Raw genomic sequence first — 22,018 nt, forward strand, 5'->3', positions numbered from 1 at the left:
AGGAGGTTTAAGAAAGTTTCAACAAAAAGATAAAAGCAGGCGCCAATACACACCTGCTTAAATATATTACTGCCAGTACGGCTCTATATCAAAAGACGCTAAACGGCTTTGCTCCATTGCACTGACTAAGTAATCTGACTTTTGATCTAGCCACTGTTGAATTTTAGCCAACTGCTCGTCTTCTTGCCCGCCGCAAAGCTGCTTTAAATATTCCAGCGTGCTGAGCTCGTACATACCATGAGAAATATCCAGCCACGGTAGCCTAAACTCTAAGCGCTCTTCTTTGTCAAACAATGACCCTAAGCAATTACCGCTTAATAAGCTGTTTTCTAATTGGGTGCGTAAGCTTAAATAATCTTGTGCTGTAAGCGTTTGCTCTTTAGGAAGTAACTTATCTAAATTTTGCCAATCTTTATTAAATAAACGTTTTGCAATTTTAGCTACTGGCTGCTCTGCTGCCTGTAGTTGAGTTTGCCCCCAAAACTTACGCCATTGTTTATCTACCAACCAAGTAGTCAACGACAGCAATAAACGATTGTATCGCGCGCTTTGAAACAAAGCATTAATATCATCAATGCTTGGCTGTAGCTCTTTTAAATCGTTAATAACTTGCGCTAATGCAGGCGCTGCATTTATTTTTTTATAAAATGCATGGCGTTTAGATGTATAAGTTTTTAGCTGAATTGCATTTTCAACCCAAGCTAATTCACTTAACAGCCACTTTAACTCTGTTCTTAATTGCTCAGTACTGTCTTTACTTACAATATCGTCAAACAACCAAAAATTATGCCTAATTAAACTAATGCCATCAGTCACACGTTTGAGCGTTTTTAAACTTGGCTTGTCAAAGTAACACTGCTCATGCTTTTGCACAAAACGAATACCAAAGTTCATGGCCTCTATTAGTGCTTGCTCTTGAGTTGCTTGTTTTTTTAATTTTACAAACCCAATAGACTTACTTGGTTTAAGCGGTGTTTCATCGGCTAGTCGGTAGCCTCTAGCTGCTTTTGAATAAAGCCCTAAACGAATACAGTTTTGGCTAACAAGTTTATCTGCCAAAGCAAATAGCTCGTCTCTGTTGCCCTCAACAAGCTCTATTTCTAGCTCGCTAATAATATCAACCTTACCCGATGCTGCTATTTCGCCTTTATCTAGCACGACTTCAATTTTTGCGCCATTTGGAGTTTCTATTAACCAAGTACGACGAATAAAGTTAGTGCTAAAAATAGGATATAAATTATCGCTAATAGCATTCACTTGCATACCATGAGGCCAAATAGCATTACTAAATGCTAATAAATCAGGACGGCTTGATTCAATGGGTAAGTTGTATTCAGGACGTTGGTGTAGCCCACCCACAACTTCGCCAGCAAGCTTTATTGTTTGTTCGCATTTACTGTCGGCACAGCGGGTTCTAAAACCTATATCAAGGGCTCTTAGCTCTCTACTTGGGGTATCGTAATAGGCATTTTGCAAACTACGTGAAGGTTTATTAATAACCGTTTTAGCAAATTGTGTGATTAGCGAGGGGATCAGTGGAACAACGGCATCTGATACCAAAAACTTCAGTTCTATCTCAGTATCCATTAGGGTTGAGGATTACCTTTAAAATAAATAAGTGCTCAAAATAAACAAAGCCACCTCATTTTGCAAATTTTTTAACCTTTTTGGCTGAGCAACGCCCGCACTGGGTTACAATATCAACCTTGCTATTAACGCGTTTAATCCATACTATCTCACTACTTATGTGAAAATCTCAATCACAACCACAACGGACACGGATAGACTAACAAGGTAGATAAATGCTAAAACACTGTTTACTAGGGCTACTTTTAACAGCCACCTCGTTTATAAGCCAAGCACAAGAAGCTCAAACAGCCAATTCATCAGATGCAAATTCAGCTTATATAATCGATAATCTATATACCTTTATGCGCTCTGGCGCAGGTAAAAACTACCGCTTACTTGGCTCTGTAGATGCGGGTACTAAATTAACCGTGCTATCAAAAGAAGAAAACGGCTTTATAAAAATAAAAGACGATAAAGACCGTGAAGGTTGGGTTGAGTCTAAATTTATATCGCAAACGCCAGGGCTTCATCAGCAGTATCAAACACTCAGTAGCGAAATGAGCACAGTGCAAAACAAACTACGCCAAGCACAAGTTGAGCTACCTCAGTTACAAGAACATAATCAAAGCTTAACTAATCAAAACAAGTTGCTTAATCAACAAATTACTGAGCTGCAAACAACACTTGAGCAAGAACGTGCTCAAAAACAAGCTGCCACTGCAAAAGAAAAACGCCAACTACTTACTTATGGTGGCGCTATTGCTTTTATAGGTTTGTTTTTAGGTATTATACTTACCGTTGTACTTTCGCGCCGTAAGCGCTACGAAGGGTGGGCTTAATTAACCTAAACCTTGGTTAACTAAGTTTAATAGCCGCTGGCTAATCATTAAAAAAGCACCCTTAGGTGCTTTTTTAATGTGTGTGTAATGTATTGCAATAAGCATTTGGTTTTTAAACATCCAAACGTAAACCAGGATCCTGCTTAATTTTTTCTATTACCATGTAAGTATGGTGAGTACCTACTCCCGGAATATCGACCAAGTCTCCTAGCACCTGTCGATACTCATCCATATCCGAGACCCTAATTTTTAGCAGGTAGTCGTACCCTCCCGCTACCATATCGCACTCTACAACTTGCTCAATTTTAAGTATATGCTCTTTAAATACTTTAAAAACGGCCGTGTTAGATGTCACCAGCGATACTTGCACATGCGCTACTAAGCTCTGATTCAGCTTTTGTTCGCTAAGCTTTGCAAAGTACCCTTCTATATAGCCTTCTTGCTCTAAACGTTTTACACGGTCAAGGCATGGACTAGGACTTAAATTAACCTGCTTTGCTAGGTTAACATTAGAAATTCTGCCGTTCTTTTGAAGAACGTCTAATATTGCTAAATCGATACGATCAAGCAGGCGTAATCTATTTGGACTTGTCATACAGAATTTTATACGGATAAGTTGAAAATATGCCCTGTAAATTATCGTAAATCGTGAAATTTAACCAGCATATTCTGCTGAAATTTAATTAGAATGCACGCATTACATCACTGGTAATTTATTGGTAGCAAAGTTGCTTTAGCTCAACAGCCCAAGCACATAAATTTTGTTCTACTATTTACATATTAACATTCCTAAGGGTTGCTTATGTTATTCAATGGCGATTTGACAACAACCTGTCCTACAAGACAGAAAATTCGTGATTTTTACCGCATTGATGAAAATGCTGTTATTGATCATATTTTACCACTTGCAGAAGTGGGTGTTAAAGCACGAAGCCGTGCATGGGAAAGAGCTCGCCAGATTGTTTTAAACATTCGAAAAGATCAAGACGGTCAAAGCGGTGTAGACGCACTTTTAAATGAATTCTCACTCTCTAGTGAGGAAGGTGTAGTGTTAATGTGTTTGGCCGAAGCCCTACTTCGCGTACCAGACAAAGCCACGCAAGATACGTTAATTCGTGACAAGCTTGCTAAAGGTGATTGGAGTTCTCATTTAGGAAGCAGCGATTCTTTATTCGTTAATGCTTCTTCTTGGGGATTATTAGTAACCGGTAAAATGGTTAACTACACAGATAAAACCAAAGAACAGCAATTTGGCATGCTTAAAAAGACCATAGGTCGTTTAGGCGAGCCTGTGATCCGCAAATCTGTAAACTTTGCCATGAAAATTATGGGTAAGCAGTTCGTTATGGGTCGCACCATTGACGAAGCCATTGAACGCGCTGCTGAAAAAGAGCAAAAAGGCTACGTTTACTCATACGACATGTTAGGCGAAGGCGCGCGTACAATGAAAGATGCCAAGCGTTACTTCGACAGCTACATGAACGCAATCCATTCAATTGGTAAAGCGGCAAATGGCCGTGGCCCAGTTAAAAGCCCAGGTATTTCAGTTAAACTTTCTGCTATTCATCCACGTTATGAGTTCACGCATAAAGACCGCGTAATGGCCGAAATTGTACCTAAACTGAAAGAGCTCGCGCTTGCTGCTAAAAAATACGACATTGGCTTTACGGTTGATGCTGAAGAAGCTGACCGCTTAGATATTTCGTTAGATGTTATAGAAGCGGTATTTAGCGATGAAGATTTAGGTAACTGGCAAGGTTTTGGTTTAGCCGTACAAGCATACCAAAAGCGCGCTATTTTTGTTATTGAATGGGTAACTGAACTTGCTACTCGTGTAGGCCGTAAAATGATGGTTCGCCTTGTAAAAGGTGCCTACTGGGATACAGAAATTAAAACCACGCAACAAGATGGTTTAGAGCACTACCCAGTATTTACGCGTAAAGCAACTACCGATGTATCTTACAAAGCCTGTGCTATTAGAATGCTAGAAGCACGCGATGTACTGTACCCGCAATTTGCAACACACAACGCTTACACTGCAGCCACTATTTTAGAAGTTGCTAAAGGCGATAACACCGGATTTGAATTCCAGCGTTTACACGGTATGGGCGAATCTTTATTTGACCAAATCGTAAATGAAGAAAAAATTCAATGCCGTGTTTATGCACCCGTTGGCCAGCACGAAGACCTACTTGCCTACTTAGTACGTCGTTTACTAGAAAATGGCGCTAACTCATCGTTTGTAAACGCCATTGTAGATACCACTAAACCAGTTGAGTCGCTACTACCTGATCCAGTAGAAACACTGCAAGGTTTACGTAATAAGTACAATACGCAAATTAAAATGCCAATCGACTTATACGGCGACGAACGTGCTAACTCTAAAGGCATGGACTTAACCGATATTAATGTAATTACACCATTCAAAGAAAATCTTGAAAGCTGGTTTAACGAGCATTTAATTGATCAAAGCCAAGTACCTGAAGGCGCATTAGCGGTTAAAAACCCAGCTAATCACAACGAAATCATCGGCCACGTTAAACTCCAATCTGGCGATGAGATGAAAGACATTTTGGCCAATGCAGAAGCGGCGTTTGAGTCATGGTCACAAACATCTGTAAAAGAGCGTGCTAATTTATTACGCCGCGTGGCAGATATTTTAGAGCGTCACCACGACGAGCTCGTCGCTATATGTATTAAAGAAGCCGGTAAAATTGCGCAAGATGGTATTGACGAAGTACGTGAAGCCGTTGATTTTTGTCGTTACTACGCGGCACGTGCAGAAGAACTTGCAAGCGATGAGCGCTTTGAAGCACGCGGTGTAATTTTATGTATTAGCCCGTGGAACTTCCCGCTTGCTATTTTCTTAGGTCAGGTGGCCGCTGCCATTGTGACTGGTAATACTGTTATTGCAAAACCTGCAGAGCAAACAAGCTTAATCGCACTTCGCGCTATTGAGTTAATGCTTTCGGTTGGCTTACCAGAGCATGTAGTACAGCCGGTGATTGCCCGTGGTTCTGAGGTAGGTAAAACAATTGTACCTGATGAGCGTATTCAGGCAGTTATGTTTACTGGTTCTACAGAAACAGGCACACTTATTTCACAAACACTGGCTGCGCGTAACGATATTCAAGTACCGTTAATTGCAGAAACCGGTGGCCAAAACTGTATGATTGTCGATTCAACAGCGCTGCCAGAGCAAGTTGTTGATGATGTAATAAGCTCAGGTTTTCAAAGTGCAGGCCAGCGCTGTTCAGCACTGCGTGTATTATTTATACAAGAAGATGTAGCCGATGGCATTATTGAAATGCTTAAAGGCGCACTCGCCGAGCTGCATATTGGCGATCCGTCATTACTTTCTACCGATGTAGGCCCAGTAATTGATGAAAAAGCCCTTAAAACGCTAAATGATCATGTTGAATACTTAAAAGGTAATGCAACACTTCATTACGAATGTAAGATCCCTGATAACACCGAAAATGGCGCCTACTTTTTTGCCCCTCGTTTATACGAAATCGAAGATTTATCAGTACTTAAACGTGAAGTATTTGGTCCATGTGTGCACATTGTTCGCTTTAAAGCGAATGATATCGACAACGTGATTGACCAAATAAACAACACAGGTTATGGCTTAACAATGGGTGTTCACTCACGTATTGAAGAGCGTTGTGAGTACCTAGCTAAAATGTCGCGTGCGGGTAACGTATATGTAAACCGCAACATGATTGGTGCCATTGTCGGTGTGCAACCGTTTGGTGGCCGTGGTTTATCTGGTACTGGCCCTAAAGCCGGTGGCCCTAACTACCTGCAGCGCTTAGTAAAAGAGAAAGCATCACCTGATAACGTGCAAATGACTAACCTAACGCCAGATGAGCTTGATTTACACCATTACAGCGGTGCAAACGAGCAAGTTGAAAAGCTAATGGCTAACTCAATGCGCGATGAGAAAATTTGGCGTGCAACACCGTTAAATGACCGTGTATCGGCTGTTCGTCAGTTGCTTGCTAAAGTAGCAACGGTCGAAATTATTGATGACCTAGCGGACGATTTGGCATTAACGCTTTCAGAAGCGCGTGCACAACTTAACCGATTAGAAAAACACATGCGTAAGTTTACTACTTTGCCTGGGCCTACTGGTGAATCAAACACCTTGCACCTTGAAGCACGTGGTTGCGTAGTATGTTATGCAGATAAAAGCACGTCATTTAACTTTTGGGCGCTTTCAATCATCACAGCACTTGCTGCAGGTAATACAGTAATTACGGTAGCATCAGAGCTATTTTACGATGAAGCGGTAGCCTTTAAAGATAAGTTTATTGCCACAGGCGTTGCTGAGGGCGTGTTCCAGGTTGCAAAACCTAATCAACTACAAGCTATTTTGGCTCACCCTCACTTAGCGGGTGCGGTGGTTGCTGCACGTTCGTCTCGTTTAGGTTACTTCAGCCAACAACTTGCACAGCGTAAAGGCGCTATTTTGCCAGTAATTACTTCAGAGTATTACGATACGTTGATTAAGCGCTTAATTACTGAAAAAACGATCAGTATAGATACTACCGCATCTGGTGGTAATACTTCACTGATGACCCTAGTAGAAGATGACGAATAGCCCATCTAGTACTAATTAACTAAAAATGTAAAAAAAGGCACTTAAAAGTGCCTTTTTTTTTACCCTGCAACGTATAATGATGCTAATTTAAACAAAGACCCATTACAGAAGTAAAAAAATTGAAAGTTATCTCTATTTCGCAATTACAGCCTGGCATGTTTGTTCAAAGTGTTACAAAACAAACTGGGCGCATTAAAATTAAAAACCAAGGCTGGGTTAAGACTCAGGCGAGTATCGATAAGCTCAAAAAAGCGGGCATTTTAGAAATAGAGATAGATCCAGATAAAACATTAACTACACCCGAGCCCGACACCCAAGCCCCTGCGCCTAAGGCAGAGATTAAAAAACGCGACCCTTGGCTTAAAGTTCATAGTAGCGAACAAGAAATGGGCAAAGCTAAAAAGCTCTACGACGAAGCTAAAACACTTCAACAAAAGGCCTTTGGCGATATAAAAGCGGGTAGAGATATAGACATAGCGCCTTTTAAAGAGCTTGCCAGTGGCTTTATGGACTCTATTTTTAGAAACCAAGATGCCCTAGCCTGCTTAACGCAAATGCGCCAAAAAGATGCTTACTTACTTGAGCACTCTATCAACGTTTCTATTTTAATGGGTATTTTTGCAAAGCACTTAGGCATAGAGCGCGACATTATTGTAGAGCTCACTACAGGTGCTTTGTTACATGACATAGGAAAAATTAAAATTCCTGACGAAGTGCTCAATAAACCGGGTCGCTTTAGTGATGACGAATTTAAAATTATGCAAAACCATGCTCTGTATTCTAAGCAAATTTTAGAAGAAGCGGGGTTAACGGGGATTGCTGTAGATATTGCCGGCCTACACCATGAGCGCTTAGACGGAAAAGGCTATCCGTTTGCCAAAAAAGGCGATGAGATAAGCCAATACGTACGTATGGCGTCAATTGTAGATGTATATGATGCACTTACGGCAGAGCGGGTATATAAAGCAGGTATGGAGCCTATAAAAGCGTTTAAAATTTTAAAAGATGGTTGCCCTGATAGCTTTGATGGTGAGCTACTTACTAAGTTTATCCAATGTATTGGCATTCACCCTGTAGGCACCTTAGTGCGCTTATCTAGCCAAAAAGTAGGCTTGGTTACACAGAGTAACCCTGAAACACCTTTAAAGCCGGTGGTTAAAACATTTTATAGTGCTAAACACGGTCGCTACACGGAAATGCAAGATATAAACTTGGCAAATAAAAAAACAGCTGACAAGCTCGAATCAACCGTTAAGCCGACCGACTACAACATTGATTTAGAGCGCTTTTACAAAAACGCTATTTTACCTTGAGTTAAAAAGTAAAGCCGCAGTTTTGCGGCTTTACTTTATTAGCTGCGCTTTATTGCGGCCAATCCTGCAAAGCTTTAATACTGAATTCATAACCATCAAAATCAAGTACACTCTGCTCTGGGGTAATTTCGCGCACTTTTAGTGCCCCAATGCTCTCCCCTTCGTGTAGCTCTCTGCCATTAAGCTTTATCCAGCGTTTATCTGCACTTGAAGAGTATATATGTGCTTGGTATTTAATGCTTGGCAGCATGGCTTGTAAGCCATCTGGTAATAGCTCAACCGGTTTAACTCGAGATGAACTGCGAGAGGCCTGGGTTACTTCGTAATCTTGTTCTTGCTCCGAGTCTTTTATCGCTTGTGCAAAGGCATCTTTTAATTTACTCGGTACAGCATCAAGCTCCGGACTACTTTGCGGCGCTTGCGTGCTTGGGGTATTCTCACCATTCAGTGGTTTTCCAAGCACTTTGTACTTGCTCATATCTAAACCTGCTGAGCTTGTATTTTGTGCTTGCGGCTGCATAAATTGCGTGTTTTGGCCGTGTGCATTATAAGCAAGTGGATTATAGCTTTGCGTATTAGGTAACTGTTGATTGTAAGTCGGCTGATTAAACGCATTTTGATTATACCCGTTAGCATTTATAGGGGGTTGCACATTGTAACCTGGTTGCTGCTGCGCCGGATTATCATTAATAGGGATATATTGCCCTTGTGGGGTAAGCAACATTTTTTGTACCCCGATAGGTGTTTGTACATACACCAACTGCCCTTCAATCGTTGCTTTATTACTATTTTTTTCAGCCTCTGAAGAAGGTGATGTTACAGGCTTTACGGCTTTATTTAGCGCTGTAGTTGGCTCATCTGTTACTGCTTGTTTTTGTTTTTTGCTATCAGTGCTAACAACGTCAACCGGCTGGCTTGTTTTTAATAGTGCGCTGCTTTGAAACCACTTACCCGCTGTAAAGCCACCCGCTATGGCAATAAATGCTGCAATTGCGCCGCCAAGTAGCCACACCATTTTTTTATAGCGCGTAAGTGCTTGCTGCTGCTTTAACTGCGCTGACTGCAAATCATATTGCTCGGCGCTCATATCTGCTTGTTGAGATTGCTTTAATGCATCTAATAAATAAGACATAAATTACCTAACTATATAATAAACGACATGCCAACACCTACTGCAAACAAAGCAGCAAATGCTAAGTAATAATAAACACGGCCAGTGGATTTAGGCGCATTATTCTGCGCAGCCACAAAGTCCATAGGCAGTGATTCTTGGGCTGATTGTTTTATAATATCACTATCAACAATAAGCTGCTGCTTAGAAAAAGCCCCGACTAACGCGCGCTCACAGACTAAATTCATTAAGCGTGGAATGCCGCCAGTTAACTGATGTACAGCTTGCATAGCATCGAGCGAAAACACGCCTTTATCACACCCGGCAATATGTAAACGATGCTTTATATACGCAACTGTTTGCCCTTGGGTGAGCGGTAATAAATGATAACGTGCTGTAATTCGCTGCGCTAACTGCCTAAGCTCAGTACGTTTTAATAATGCCTGAAGCTCTGGTTGACCCACTAAGACTATTTGTAACAGTTTTTTATGATCAGTTTCTATGTTGGTTAATAGTCGTAATTGCTCAAGCACATCGGGGGCAAGGAGCTGCGCTTCATCAATAATTAAAATTGTGTGCCCGCCCGCTTTGTTATTAGCCTCTAGGTGCTGCTTAATAATGTCGGTTAAACTTTTAAGGGTGGCATTTTGGGCATCGTAAGTAATGTTTAGCTCATCACAAATACTGGCCAAAAGTTCAAGCTCCGACAGTGCCGGATTATGGATCATTGCAACTTGAGTGTTCTCTGGCAGTTGCTCTAACATACTGCGGGTAATGGTGGTTTTGCCTGTTCCCACTTCGCCGGTTAGCAATACAAACCCGCCATCTTCGCCTAAACCATAGGTTAAGTGGGCAAGTGCCTCTTTGTGGCGTTCGCTTAAAAATAAATAATGGGGGTTGGGCGAGATCGAAAATGGCTTTTCGCTCAAGCCAAAGTAGCTTAAATACACCGCAATGTTCCTTCGTCATTAAAACTCGGCCTATAATGGCAAAAAAAACGACAAAGTAACAACGTTGTATGCGCTTTATTATTGAAATAACGTAAATTTATGTAAAACAAAAAAGCGCCGCTAAATTTAGCGGCGCTTTTGTATTAAAGCTAAGTGCTTGGCTATTTTATTTTACTTAGTTTTCGTAACGCACCAAACGTAAATACACGTCACTGGTTTTAGCATGTAAGCTATTAAGCCCACTATCAAACTGGTAAACCCATGCTGAGCTCATCGTGCTTACCCCTGAGGTATTACTCCAGTAGTTTTGCAATTTAGTGCCTAAAAACACCTCTTCGTTAATACTTGGTTCGGTGCAGCTGTGCTCTAAAATACTGGCAAGCTCTTTAACATTAGGCACCTGCCAATCGTCGTAATCGGCAGTGGTGTCGTTTTCTGCGCCTCTAAGTGCTTCTTGCCAATTAAGTGACGGAGAAGAGCCTGTGCATGTTTCAGTGTCGCTATCGTAAACTTGTCCGTAGCTACAACGTTGCCACATTAGGCCTGTTTCTGTATCTAACACTGTGCCATCCTCATTAAGGGTGAAGCGAGTGGTTGGTGTTGTTGTATCCGCCCCGTCGTAACACGTTTGCGCTGCGGCTAGTTGAAAGCTTGCGCTAAATACAGCCATTGAAAATAGTAAGCATGTTTTCATGATTTTCTCCTATCGGCTTCTGACTAAACGTACATACGCGTATTTTTCTTTCGGGTAGGCTAAGTCATTCCCGTTGCTCATATCGATAATGTACGCTTGCGATAAGCTGGTACCATCGGCTGCAGTTTGTGATGTCCAGTACGGTAAATTCACATCATCTATAGCGCCTGCTTCTGGCATATTTGGAAAAAACGCTTCATCAATTAATACGTTTTCGCCCTGCTTGCCATAATCTATTAAGCTCAACAGCTCAGTGTAAGTTGGTAAGCGCCAATTGGTACCGCCGCAAAAATCTAAGTCGTTCACTTCATTTATATAGGTTTGCACACCACAGCTTGTATCATCTGGACAGGTGGTATTAGCGGTACTGGTATCGGTAAAGGTTGTCGTGCCTAAATCCCAAAAGTAATGATTTTGGCCATCGCGTAAGGTGGTATTAGGTAATGTACCTGACTCTACACTTTTCACTTCCCATACAAGCCCCGTTACGTTGTCGCGTATACAAGTAAAGTCGTCACTATCATCCGCTACTTCATCAGCAAACTGATTTAGCTTAGTGTAGTCAAACGCAAGGTTACCTTGGCCTGCTTTATCGAGTTGGTTGGCAAAGCTGTCTCGACCAAGCTCTGCATCTTGACCCGGAAAGTCACTACTTTGGCAATTGATACGCTGGGTATTGTTATAACACTCGCCTAGGCCACTGTCGTTAATTAACCCTAATGCTTTTGGTGATACGTCAATAAATACGGTATCGGTGTCAGTGCGCCCTTTAGAATCAGTAACAGTGACTTCAAAGCTCAACGTGGTATCTAAATCAACGTCGGAGGCAAAAAATGTCGTGGTACATTGGCTAGTATTTGCCAGCGTTTCGGCATTGCCCGTTAATTGTTGCCAGCTACATGAAAACGTATCTGTTAGGGTGTCACTTTCACTTGCATCTAAGGTCACTTCCTCAAATTCTTCAACGTTTTGGTCATCTCCGGCATTGGCCACAACCAGCTCGTCTGTTTTATTTAATGTCATACTGTATTCAGTACTTGCCTCGCCGCCCTCGTCGTCGGTAACGCTTAATTGCCATATTAAATTAGTATTTGATTCAAGCAGCGGGTGGCTAAAACTTACCGTAGAGTTGTCAAAGTCGGTTACATCTAAATCAGGGCCTGAAATTAATTGCCACTGATAGCTATTAATTTGGCCATTTTCATCAGGGTCGCTCGACTCTTCAGCGCTTAACGTTACGGTGTCGTTATAGGTTGAAGGCAGTGTTTCTGGGGCTGTTTGACTAACAACAGCAAGCGGTAATTGATTACTTGAGGTAATAAATATGCTCACGTTGTCACTAACTAAGCTGCCATTATCTGTTTGATAGCTTACAGATAGTACAAGTTCACTATCGGCTTTAACATCAGGCGCAGTAATTGTTTGCTCTGCACCTTCAAGCGGGAAGCCGTCCACAGATGGGCCGCTAACGCGCTGCCAAGTAAAGGTACCGTCGGCTGGTGAGCCTTGTGCGGTGATTGTAAACTCGGTTTTTTCTACAACTTGAAGATCGGTTCCGGCATTAACCGAGGTTTCAACAGCAGAGTCTTCACTACCGCCGCCTCCACCGCCACAGGCAGCCAATAAAAAACAAGATATAAGAGGAGTAAAAGCAAACGCTTTCATAAAACGCACCTATAATGTCAAATAATTACTATAGTGTAATCACTAGCAATAAAGGTGCCATTTAGAGTTATACCAATTCGCTTAATTAAGTGATCCATTTTGAGGCTGGAAAACGTGTCGCAAAATGATTAAGCATTATTGTGGATTGGTATTACATATACGTATCTTGATGAATACGCACAAACAGCTTAGTGCCTATTTTTGAGTAATCTACTTTGTATTCACGCCCATCAAGGGCCTGAATAAACAACAGCTGTTTTTCTTCACCAAAAATATCAGCGCTACTTACATTAACAATTTCAAGGTAACGCTCTTTGGCATCACGCCGGTTTTTAGGTAGGTCCTCTTTAAATGGCTCCAAACCATTTTGAGTTACCTTTATACGTGGGTGCTGCTCTGCATTTACAATGACTAGATCAAGCTTTTTATCTTTATGGATGATGGTGTTGCGACCACTCTTTATAAAAGATCTTTCTTGGCTCATTATTTTTCCTACTATCGCATTTAGTGTCCAACTTGCGATGCTATAAACCGTTCAGGTGCGCGTTTCCATTTATTTAAATCGGCACTGAACGACCAAATGTCTGTCTCTAATACACTTGCGGGTAACAGTAAGTTATATCCCGTTAACAACTCAAGGTGCTTGGCTCTGTTAGCAAACATAGCTATAAGTCCAGTATAGCTAAATCCTTTAGGTGAGGTGTATTGTGTCTCTTCTATTAACCATTCTGATGGGCAATTGCCATTTTTGCAATGTTTTTGAACAGCTTGCATAAATAAATTACGCTGCTCTATCAGTAGTTTTCCGGCAATGCGTGGGTGTATAGCGCTTAAAAATTCGTCCATATCATTGAGTTTTAAACCTACTGCGTTTAATTCAAGGTATTCAAGGCCGTCAGCCACCTTAGGAATACCGCTGTGGTGTAAGTTACTAACATGTAACTGCCACTGGCCATACTTATGCTGATACACAAGTAAGGACTCACTAAGCACTAAACTGTAATAAGGTTCCTGTGTTTTTAAAAAACCAATAAAAATAGCAGCTATGCACATGCTTACTAAAAAAATTTCTATTAAGCTAATTTCACCTGGGCGCAGTAAATTAAACAGCATAATAAATACTAAGCCTACGCTGCCTACAGTAAGTACTTCAATGCCATTGCGCGCCCCTTGCGCCCTGTATTTTATTATTGAACTTGGCTTACCCATATTGGTAAAAAACCATATAAAATAAAAACATAACAATACCCCAAAGTATTATTTTTCTCATTGTTAAACAGGTTTTACACTGCGGTGGTTGCTTCATCGTTTTATCATAATTTTAGTGTTAAATGGGAACAAGTAATTAGTCTCATAAATTTTTACGCCTAACGCACAAATTTATGAGACACATAACCGCCTTTTCACGGTCTTATTTCGTACAATACTTACAATTTATTTTCAGGTATGAAAACGATGTATTCAAAACAGTCAGGTAAAGCTCTTTTTCCATTTTTAATTACGCTTCTTGTTATTTTAAGTGTGTACTTATATTTTCCATCTAGCCATGGCGAACAATCTAATTCAAGTGATACACCCACACAGGTAATGGCTCATACGGTATCGTCTCAAGAAAACACCGTTATGATTGAAGCCATAGGCAGTGCACGCGCAAACCAAGCAATTTATATAAAAAGCGCACAAAGCGATTATGTTACACACATATATTTTGAAGATGGCGACTTAGTAAGTAAAGGCCAACGCCTTGTGCAGCTGCAAAATCAGCAAGAACAATACGCTGTAAAAGAGCTAGGCATTAACTTAAAAGAAGAAAAACGTCAGTTAAGCCGCCTTACTGAGCTTTCTCGTACGCAATCTACTGCTAAATCATTATTAGAAGAGCAGCTTTCTCGCGTAGATGCCACGCAAGCCCAACTAGAAAGCGCTAAAACCAAACTTGATGAAATGCTAATTACCGCGCCGTTTTCTGGCTTATTAGGCAAACGAGAAGTGTCGGTTGGTGCTTATGTAAGTAGCGATACAATTATTACAACGCTTGATGATATTAGTATTATAAAAGTTGACTTTAAAGTCCCTGAAAAATATTTATCTCAACTTAACCTAGGCATGAAAGTACATACTCAAAACGATGCCTACCCAGGGCGCACTTTTACCGGCAAAGTGACCCATATTAGTTCTCGTATCGACTCGATTACTCGCAGTGTAGAAGTAACCGCAAGCTTTGCTAATAAATCCGGATTATTACGCCCTGGTATGCTTTTAAACACCGCTTTGGAGCTTAGTAGCAATCAGGCGCTTATGGTGCCAGAAAAAGCCGTGATCCCACTGCAAGATAAACATTTTGTATACCAAGTAAAAGATGGTATTGCCAATAAGGTAGAAGTGCATGTTGCTGGCAGAAATAACGGCTGGGTAGCGATTGATGAAGGCCTTAGCGATGGCGAGCAAGTGATTACCGAAGGCATTATTAAAATTCGCCCTGGTAGCAAAGTAAGTGTTGAGGGTTAATCGGTGAAAATTACAGACACGAGTGTTAAACGCCCTGTTTTTGCCATAGTAATTAACTTACTACTGCTAACATTTGGCTTGGTGGCTTTTTCGATGCTACCACTTAGAGAATACCCAGATATTGAAACCCCTATTGTCAGTATTAGTACTGACTACACTGGTGCTTCGGCAGAAATAGTCGAGACAAAAATAACACAAATATTAGAAAACCGGATATCGGGTATTGAAGGCATTAAAAGTATTAATTCTTCAAGCAGAAATGGGCGCTCTAATATCGTTATTGAGTTTGATATAAGCCGTGATATTGACGCAGCCTCAAACGATGTACGAGAGCGAGTAGCTCGCGCACTAGATAACCTACCAGAGCAAGTACGCCCACCAGAGGTATCTAAGTCAAACAGCGACGAGAGTCCTATTGCTTGGTTTGTACTTAACAGTGAAACCATGAACTCGCTGCAATTGAGCGATTATGCACAGCGCTTTATTGTCGACCGATTAGCCGTTGTAGATGGCGTTTCAAATGTACGTATTGGTGGTGAGCGCCAATACGCCATGAAAATTTGGCTAAACCGCCAAGCCATGGCTGCTCGAGGGATCACTTCGAGTGATATCGAAAACACCCTACGCAGTGAAAACGTAGAGCTACCAGCAGGTGAAATTGAATCTATCGACCGCGATTTTACCGTACGAACAGCGCGTAGCTATAAAGACCAACGTGATTTTCAAAACTTAGTTATTAAACGTGGTGAAGACGGCTACCTTGTGCGTTTAGGTGAAGTTGCCGATGTACATTTAGAAGCCGCCGACGATGAAAGCCTGTTCCGTGGTAACGGCCGTAACATGATTGGCCTTGGCATAGTAAAGCAAGCTAAAGCAAACACCTTAACAGTGGTAGACAACGCCCGCAGTGAACTTGAAAAAATAAAACGTAATTTGCCAGAGGGCACCACTATTCAAGACAGCTACGACTCGTCTATTTTTATTAAAGAGTCAATCAACGAAGTATATAGCACGCTTGCCATTTCTATGGGGTTAGTGGTGTTAATAATATTTATCTTTTTAGGTAATATTCGCGCTACGCTTATCCCCGCCGTTACTGTGCCTGTAGCACTTGTTGGCAGCTTTATGTTTTTACTTGCCATGGGTTATTCAATCAACTTATTAACCTTACTTGCGCTGGTATTAGCGATTGGTTTGGTCGTAGATGACGCCATTGTAATGCTTGAAAATATTCACCGTCGGATTGAGCTTGGCGAACCACCTTTATTAGCGGCCTTTAGAGGTGCCCGCGAAGTAGGCTTTGCAATTATTGCGACAACGCTTGTGCTTATTTCGGTGTTTGTACCTTTAGTATTTATGGATGGGCGAATTGGCGCTTTGTTTACAGAGTTTGCAATGGCTGTAAGTGCCGCGGTGTTTTTCTCTAGTATTACTGCCCTTACCCTCTCGCCGGCGCTGTGCTCTAAAGTTTTAAAAGCGTCAGAAAAAGAAAGTAAATTTAGCCAATGGATGGACCGTGTTTTTAGCAAAGTTGAAAACAGTTACCGCCAATCGCTTACCTCAAATATGACCAAAAAATGGGGCTTAATGATAAGCCTAGTACTTGCTGGTTTTGTTAGCTACTCGTTGTTTTTGCAAGTGCCCTCTGAGCTTACGCCAAAAGAAGACCGCGGTACCTTTTTTATTATGATGAGCGGCCCTGAAGGCGCAAGTTATGAAAATAACGCTGCCAACATGGCCAAAATAGAAGAGCGCCTGCTTCCTTACTCAGAAGCTGGCGAATTAAGCCGTGTTTTAGTGCGCGTACCGGGCTGGGGCGGCAGTGGCGGTGTTGCTATCGTTGGTATGGCCGATTGGGATAAGCGCAAACGCTCTACCTGGGAAGTTATGGACGAAATAAGCGCCAAAATGACCGAAGTAACAGATGTACGTGCCTTTGCTATTATGCGCCGTGGTATTGGCGGTGGGGGCTCTTCTCGCCCCATTGAGTTTGTACTACAAGGTAACGATTACGAGCAACTTGCTGATTGGCGCGACCGCATTATAGAGCGCGCAGAAAAAAATCCAGGCTTGGTAAGAATCGATCACGACTATAAAGAAACCTTTCCACAATTTTTAGTCAGCATAGATAAAAACAAAGCCGCCGATTTAGGTGTGTCGGTATCCGATGTAGGTACCACGCTTGAAACCATGCTAGGGCAGCGCCGTGTTACCACCTTTATTGACCGTGGTGAAGAATACGATGTAATTTTAAAAGGCACTAAACAAGACTTTACAAACCCTACTGACATTTCAAATATTTACCTTAAATCACGCAGTGGTGAACTGGTCCCACTAGATAGCCTTATAAGCTTAAAAGAAGAGGCCACAGCATCGCGCTTAAACCGTTATAACCGAATGCGCGCCATTACACTAAGCGCTAATCTTGCGGACGGTTATACACTTGAACAAGCACTTAACTTTTTAAACAAAGTAGCCGCAGAAGAAAACGACATTGACGGCGCTGTAGATTATAAAGGTGAATCACAATTATATTACGAAGGCGCATCGGCCATGACCTATGTATTTGTGCTTGCCCTAACTGTAACCTTTTTAGTTTTAGCTGCCCAATTTGAAAGCTTTATGCACCCGTTTGTCATTATGCTAACAGTACCACTTGGCCTAATGGGCGCCATGTTTGGCCTATGGGTAACCGGCTTAACGCTTAATATTTATAGCCAAATTGGTATTGTAATGCTGATAGGTTTAAGCGCTAAAAATGGTATTTTAATAGTCGAATTTACCAACCAACTGCGCGATAAAGGCGTAGAATTTAGCGAGGCTATTTTGCAAGCGGCCACTCAGCGCCTGCGCCCAATAATAATGACCTCTCTGACTACGGTAATGAGCGCAGTGCCTTTAGTATTGGCATCAGGCCCAGGCGCAGAGAGCCGCATGGTAATTGGTGTGGTGGTATTTACAGGGGTTATTGTAGCAACATTGCTAACGCTTTATGTTGTGCCTGCGGCGTATTATGCCCTAGCCCGCAACACACAGTCGCCAGAATTTTTACAGCAAAAATTAAATAAGCAAGCCGACTCTCACCCGCTCAAAGACAGCGAAGAAATTTAACTGAGCTTACACTGCGCCGTAACTTGCTGTTACGGCGTATTCAATTTATGCTCGCCTTAATACTGTAACAGACATAATTAGGACAACTTATGAGCACATCAGCACAATTAGCAACATTTGGTGGAGGCTGTTTTTGGTGTATAGACGCTGCATTCAGACGAGTAAAAGGTGTACTAAACGTAAGCTCAGGTTACACCGGCGGCCATACAGACAACCCCACGTATAAATCAGTCTGCTCTGGTACAACAGGCCATGCTGAGGTTGTGCAACTGGAATTTGACAGCGCTGTAGTGAGTTTTGAAACACTGCTTAGCATGTTTTTTACGTTACACGATGCCACGCAATTAAATCGCCAAGGTAACGATATTGGCACACAGTATAGAAGTGTTGTTTATTACCACAACGATGCACAATTATGTCAAACCAATGAGATGATAGCCCAGCTACAAAACCATATTAGCGAACCAATAGTGACAGAGGTTAGCCCTGCTACCACATATTACCCAGCGGAGCATTATCATCAAGATTACTACAACGAAAACCCACAGCAGGGTTACTGTAGTATTTTAATAGCACCTAAATTACACAAGTTTGAAACTGTATTTAAAGAATTCTTAGCTAACTAGCTAATTTTCGTTGTTCATTAAAAAGCCCGATATAAATCGGGCTTTTGTATATTAAAAAACGCTATTAAAACTGATAGCTTGCACCTGCAAAAAAGCGGCGCTCTGGGGTGTTGTAGTAATATACGTCACCGCTTGTAAAGTCAGCTCTTGAGTCAACCACATTGTAATCTCTGTCAAATAGGTTCTCTACACGAAGCGACAGCTCAATATTATCGTTTACATGATAGTTACCCGCTAGGTTCCAAAGTGTATACGATCCTAGGCGCGTTACTGCCCCCTCGCGATCACTGCGGTATTGCATATCAATGCGAGCATCAAAATCACCAAATTGCTTTGCGAGCTCCCAATTAACAGTGCGCTTGGCAACATTGCGTAGCTCATCGCCGGTTTCTTTGTTTTCGGCACTTAAATATGCAAAATTAAAGTGGCTATCAAAACCTAAAATTTGCTGTGTAAGGCTAAACTCAACCCCTTCATAGCGAGCTTCGTTTATATTAGCTAACGCAAAGTTTTCATCGTAATCAATTTTATCTTCGATATCGTTTCTAAAAATTGCAAAATCGACTTGTGCACTGTCAAAATTAACATTTACACCAAGCTCGCGGTTTATTGACTTTTCAGGTTGGAGATCCGGATTACCAAAATTTGGGTAGTATAAATCGTTAAATGTTGGCGCTTTAAAACCTGTGCTTTGACTAATTCTAAATGTTGAATTTTCAGATAAATGATAACCAGCCGCCGCAGTATAGGTTGTTTCATCACCAAACTGTTCATCGTCGTCTTGGCGAAGAGTTAAATTGGCAAGCACAGTGTCGGTGTCGTAATAAGCCCCAACAAACACTGCTAATACATCGCGGCTATCCTCATCAAATGCTAGCGAGCTTTGCGATACATCATCGTTATACCAATTAACGCCGCCGCTAATATTAAGCGCATTTGTTAAGCGGTATTGGCCGCTGTAATCTACTTGCGAGCGCTTAGTAATAAATGTACTGGTTAATGGCCCGCCGGTAAAAGAGTCCACATATGTGCTGTCAGAATCATCGGTTGCAAAAGCAACATCTATAGCATGAGATTGGTTAGTGTAGTTTTTGCTCCACTGCGCCGACAGTTGATAGTTTTTAAAGTCCCCTCTTTCAACCGTGCTCGTTGCAGGGCTAAAGCTGCTATCGTAATCCGCGTAACCTTCGCTGTACTGGCCTAGTAGCTTAAAGTTACCGTAGTGTGCATCTGCATAGTTTACTTTAAAGCCTACGTTTTTATTTTCATAGCTGTCGTCATCGGGCGCTATACCTTGTAATGCATCAAAACCATCGGTTTTTTCAAAGCCTGCATTAAATGCGCTAACCACTTCATCTGTTTTTACTGAACCTGCAAGCTGATAGTTTTGATAAGCGTTAGAGCCAAATGTGGCATCAAGTGATACATTACTCGCTTCACGCGTTATTATATTAATAACCCCAGCTAATGCATCTGAGCCATACACAGCTGCACGCGAGCCTTTTATGATCTCGATTCGCTCAATACTATTTAGCGGCACGTTACTTAATGCTTTTTGTCCTAGCGTGGCTGAGCCCGTGCGTACACCATCAATTAAAATTAGCGTATCGCCAGAACCTGTACCACGTAAAGACACGCCCGACGTTTGGCCAAAGCCACCATTAGGATTAATTTGAAAACCCACTTGTGTGCTTAGTAAGGTTGGTAAATCGCGTACATTGCTTGCATCTATTTCGGCGCGTTCAATTACATTAACGCTCGCTAATACATTATTTATTGATTGTTCAAATTTATTAGCGGTAACAGTGATTTTTTCAATTGGGCTTTGTGCAGCAGATACAGAAAAAGACAGCGCAGCCGAGATAGCAACGCCAAGAGTTGTTTTATTTAGCATGATGTTCCCTATCTTTGCCCACCGCAAAGATTTAAGTAAGTAAGATTACTTCAAGGCCGGTCTCCGGACTCAGTAAACACATAAATGCGTTAATACTTTACCGTTGCGGGGGCAGTGTTGGGATTGCTTTTGTCATAAAGGCGCACCAACTTCCCGATTATCTCGCTGTTAGTTTTAATACTTTAAACCCTGTATTTAGCAACCAGCAAGCACCTTGAAAATAGGCGGTTATTGTGAGCAGTTTGTTTACAAATGTCAACGGACGTCTATATAGCTAAAGGTTAAATTATTTATTTTCAGTAAAGCTGGATGTTACGCCGTATAAACTTAAAAGCGCTGTGATTTTAGGTTTTATTTCGGGCGAATTTAAAAGCTTATCCATTTGTTTTACCGTAATTTTACTGCGCGCAGGATTAACTAAAAAATGAGTATCGTATATAGCATCTGGGGTATTACTCTTATAAAGCAGGTTCATATTAAAAATGTTGTTCTTTTTAAAGTATTGATAAGCTATGTTATTTAACACCCCTACATCGGCACGCTTTAATAGCAGCATTTTAACAACATTAAACTCATCGATTGTTAAACTAACTTGGTGTTCTTCACTTAAATATTGTGCATCGGTTTTAAAATCAGCAAAACGATAGGAATACCCTAATACCCCCGCTTTTGTTAAAGCATGTAAGTCATCGAAATAGCTTTGCTTTTGGGTGTTTTGTGCCAGCGTATACAACTCATTTTTAGCAATAACATAAAAGCTCGTTTCCTGTAAGGCACTTCTTGCTACCTCAGGCACCCATTGCATAGCCATTAAAAACAACATGTCGAATTCACCCCATTCGACCCACTTTTTGAGCCTTTTTACAGGCAAAGAGTTAAGAGTAAATTTATATTCGCTTTGATAGTCATTGAGTATTTTTACAAACTCAGGCGCTAACCCTTGCTCTTTTTCGGCATTAATAATAATTGGAAAGTAACCGTCTTCTACCAACACATCTACATTTATTGGCTTGGCAAAACTAAACTTACTGCATGCAATAATAATTATAAAAACAAGAAACTTAAGCATTTAAAGCCTTTAACAGTCGCTATTAAGTAATATTGATATTAAGAATAGCCTAATATACGCAAC

The 22,018-nt window shown here is 41.4% G+C and carries 16 protein-coding genes and 1 riboswitch; of the genes, 6 read left to right on the forward strand and 10 right to left on the reverse strand.

The genetic code is table 11. The features are described 5' to 3' along the window. Positions 1-66: 66 nt before the first annotated feature. Entirely contained in the window at positions 67-1,587 is a 1,521-nt protein-coding gene (locus MTF64_RS13325; RefSeq protein WP_248451686.1) for a CYTH and CHAD domain-containing protein, read from the reverse strand. A 215-nt stretch (positions 1,588-1,802) separates the two neighbouring features. Between MTF64_RS13325 and MTF64_RS13330 the strand changes: the two genes are divergently transcribed. Next, positions 1,803-2,408, forward strand: a complete 606-nt coding sequence (locus MTF64_RS13330) for a TIGR04211 family SH3 domain-containing protein (RefSeq protein ID WP_024034313.1) — start codon at positions 1,803-1,805, stop codon at positions 2,406-2,408. A 112-nt stretch (positions 2,409-2,520) separates the two neighbouring features. Here the strand turns inward: MTF64_RS13330 and MTF64_RS13335 are convergent, their stop codons facing one another. Continuing rightward, positions 2,521-3,003 carry a winged helix-turn-helix transcriptional regulator gene (locus tag MTF64_RS13335; RefSeq protein ID WP_004587169.1) on the reverse strand — a complete coding sequence of 161 codons (483 nt, stop codon included), beginning with the start codon at positions 3,001-3,003 and terminating at the stop codon, positions 2,521-2,523. Between the two features lie 207 nt (positions 3,004-3,210). Between MTF64_RS13335 and putA the strand changes: the two genes are divergently transcribed. Together putA and MTF64_RS13345 are read left to right on the forward strand one after the other, a co-directional pair. After that, positions 3,211-7,014: a bifunctional proline dehydrogenase/L-glutamate gamma-semialdehyde dehydrogenase PutA gene (putA, locus tag MTF64_RS13340; RefSeq protein ID WP_248451687.1), complete on the forward strand. Its 3,804-nt coding sequence runs from the start codon at positions 3,211-3,213 to the stop codon at positions 7,012-7,014. Positions 7,015-7,133: 119 nt separating this feature from the next. Beyond that, on the forward strand, positions 7,134-8,327 hold the full coding sequence (locus MTF64_RS13345; RefSeq protein WP_064386891.1) for an HD-GYP domain-containing protein: 1,194 nt from the start codon (positions 7,134-7,136) through the stop codon (positions 8,325-8,327). Between the two features lie 49 nt (positions 8,328-8,376). On the opposite strand, the gene MTF64_RS13350 is transcribed toward MTF64_RS13345, so the two are convergent. From MTF64_RS13350 to MTF64_RS13375, 6 genes are all read right to left on the reverse strand, one after another. Continuing rightward, positions 8,377-9,459 carry a general secretion pathway protein GspB gene (locus MTF64_RS13350; RefSeq protein WP_248451688.1) on the reverse strand — a complete coding sequence of 361 codons (1,083 nt, stop codon included), beginning with the start codon at positions 9,457-9,459 and terminating at the stop codon, positions 8,377-8,379. Between the two features lie 11 nt (positions 9,460-9,470). Next, the gene (locus MTF64_RS13355; protein WP_024034318.1) at positions 9,471-10,388 is read right to left on the reverse strand and encodes an AAA family ATPase; all 918 of its coding nucleotides are present in this window, start codon (positions 10,386-10,388) and stop codon (positions 9,471-9,473) included. A 175-nt stretch (positions 10,389-10,563) separates the two neighbouring features. Beyond that, on the reverse strand, positions 10,564-11,082 hold the full coding sequence (locus tag MTF64_RS13360; RefSeq protein WP_248451689.1) for a DUF1566 domain-containing protein: 519 nt from the start codon (positions 11,080-11,082) through the stop codon (positions 10,564-10,566). Positions 11,083-11,091: 9 nt separating this feature from the next. After that, complete coding sequence (locus MTF64_RS13365; protein WP_248451690.1) at positions 11,092-12,747, reverse strand: DUF1566 domain-containing protein; 1,656 nt, start codon at positions 12,745-12,747, stop codon at positions 11,092-11,094. A gap of 151 nt (positions 12,748-12,898) precedes the next feature. Further along, the gene (locus MTF64_RS13370; protein ID WP_024034321.1) at positions 12,899-13,231 is read right to left on the reverse strand and encodes a hypothetical protein; all 333 of its coding nucleotides are present in this window, start codon (positions 13,229-13,231) and stop codon (positions 12,899-12,901) included. Between the two features lie 20 nt (positions 13,232-13,251). Next, positions 13,252-13,956 (reverse strand): DUF2982 domain-containing protein, encoded by a 705-nt coding sequence (locus MTF64_RS13375; protein WP_029773870.1) that lies wholly within the window; start codon positions 13,954-13,956, stop codon positions 13,252-13,254. Positions 13,957-14,202: 246 nt separating this feature from the next. Between MTF64_RS13375 and MTF64_RS13380 the strand changes: the two genes are divergently transcribed. From MTF64_RS13380 to msrA, 3 genes are all read left to right on the forward strand, one after another. After that, the gene (locus tag MTF64_RS13380; protein ID WP_248451691.1) at positions 14,203-15,255 is read left to right on the forward strand and encodes an efflux RND transporter periplasmic adaptor subunit; all 1,053 of its coding nucleotides are present in this window, start codon (positions 14,203-14,205) and stop codon (positions 15,253-15,255) included. Between the two features lie 3 nt (positions 15,256-15,258). Beyond that, positions 15,259-18,366, forward strand: a complete 3,108-nt coding sequence (locus MTF64_RS13385) for an efflux RND transporter permease subunit (RefSeq protein ID WP_248451692.1) — start codon at positions 15,259-15,261, stop codon at positions 18,364-18,366. An 89-nt stretch (positions 18,367-18,455) separates the two neighbouring features. Further along, positions 18,456-18,992 (forward strand): peptide-methionine (S)-S-oxide reductase MsrA, encoded by a 537-nt coding sequence (gene msrA / locus MTF64_RS13390; protein ID WP_248451693.1) that lies wholly within the window; start codon positions 18,456-18,458, stop codon positions 18,990-18,992. A 64-nt stretch (positions 18,993-19,056) separates the two neighbouring features. Here msrA and MTF64_RS13395 read toward each other — a convergent pair whose 3' ends face one another. After that, the gene (locus MTF64_RS13395; protein WP_248451694.1) at positions 19,057-20,886 is read right to left on the reverse strand and encodes a TonB-dependent receptor; all 1,830 of its coding nucleotides are present in this window, start codon (positions 20,884-20,886) and stop codon (positions 19,057-19,059) included. A 36-nt stretch (positions 20,887-20,922) separates the two neighbouring features. Continuing rightward, positions 20,923-21,086: riboswitch (cobalamin riboswitch) on the reverse strand. 86 nt (positions 21,087-21,172) lie between these two features. Next, entirely contained in the window at positions 21,173-21,955 is a 783-nt protein-coding gene (locus MTF64_RS13400) for an ABC transporter substrate-binding protein (RefSeq protein WP_248451695.1), read from the reverse strand. Between the last annotated feature and the right edge of the window lie 63 nt (positions 21,956-22,018).

The sequence above is a fragment of the Pseudoalteromonas sp. 2CM41L genome (assembly GCF_023161905.1).
Classification (GTDB): domain Bacteria; phylum Pseudomonadota; class Gammaproteobacteria; order Enterobacterales; family Alteromonadaceae; genus Pseudoalteromonas; species Pseudoalteromonas atlantica.

Excerpts from the sequence above, each read along its gene's own strand:
- putA (WP_248451687.1), top strand. The coding sequence starts at position 3,211 with ATGTTATTCAATGGCGATTTGACAACAACCTGTCCTACAAGACAGAAA.
- MTF64_RS13335 (WP_004587169.1), bottom strand. The coding sequence starts at position 3,003 with ATGACAAGTCCAAATAGATTACGCCTGCTTGATCGTATCGATTTAGCA.
- MTF64_RS13400 (WP_248451695.1), bottom strand. The coding sequence starts at position 21,955 with ATGCTTAAGTTTCTTGTTTTTATAATTATTATTGCATGCAGTAAGTTT.
- msrA (WP_248451693.1), top strand. The coding sequence starts at position 18,456 with ATGAGCACATCAGCACAATTAGCAACATTTGGTGGAGGCTGTTTTTGG.
- MTF64_RS13395 (WP_248451694.1), bottom strand. The coding sequence starts at position 20,886 with ATGCTAAATAAAACAACTCTTGGCGTTGCTATCTCGGCTGCGCTGTCT.
- MTF64_RS13375 (WP_029773870.1), bottom strand. The coding sequence starts at position 13,956 with ATGGGTAAGCCAAGTTCAATAATAAAATACAGGGCGCAAGGGGCGCGC.
- MTF64_RS13365 (WP_248451690.1), bottom strand. The coding sequence starts at position 12,747 with ATGAAAGCGTTTGCTTTTACTCCTCTTATATCTTGTTTTTTATTGGCT.
- MTF64_RS13360 (WP_248451689.1), bottom strand. The coding sequence starts at position 11,082 with ATGAAAACATGCTTACTATTTTCAATGGCTGTATTTAGCGCAAGCTTT.
- MTF64_RS13325 (WP_248451686.1), bottom strand. The coding sequence starts at position 1,587 with ATGGATACTGAGATAGAACTGAAGTTTTTGGTATCAGATGCCGTTGTT.
- MTF64_RS13380 (WP_248451691.1), top strand. The coding sequence starts at position 14,203 with ATGTATTCAAAACAGTCAGGTAAAGCTCTTTTTCCATTTTTAATTACG.
- MTF64_RS13350 (WP_248451688.1), bottom strand. The coding sequence starts at position 9,459 with ATGTCTTATTTATTAGATGCATTAAAGCAATCTCAACAAGCAGATATG.
- MTF64_RS13370 (WP_024034321.1), bottom strand. The coding sequence starts at position 13,231 with ATGAGCCAAGAAAGATCTTTTATAAAGAGTGGTCGCAACACCATCATC.
- MTF64_RS13330 (WP_024034313.1), top strand. The coding sequence starts at position 1,803 with ATGCTAAAACACTGTTTACTAGGGCTACTTTTAACAGCCACCTCGTTT.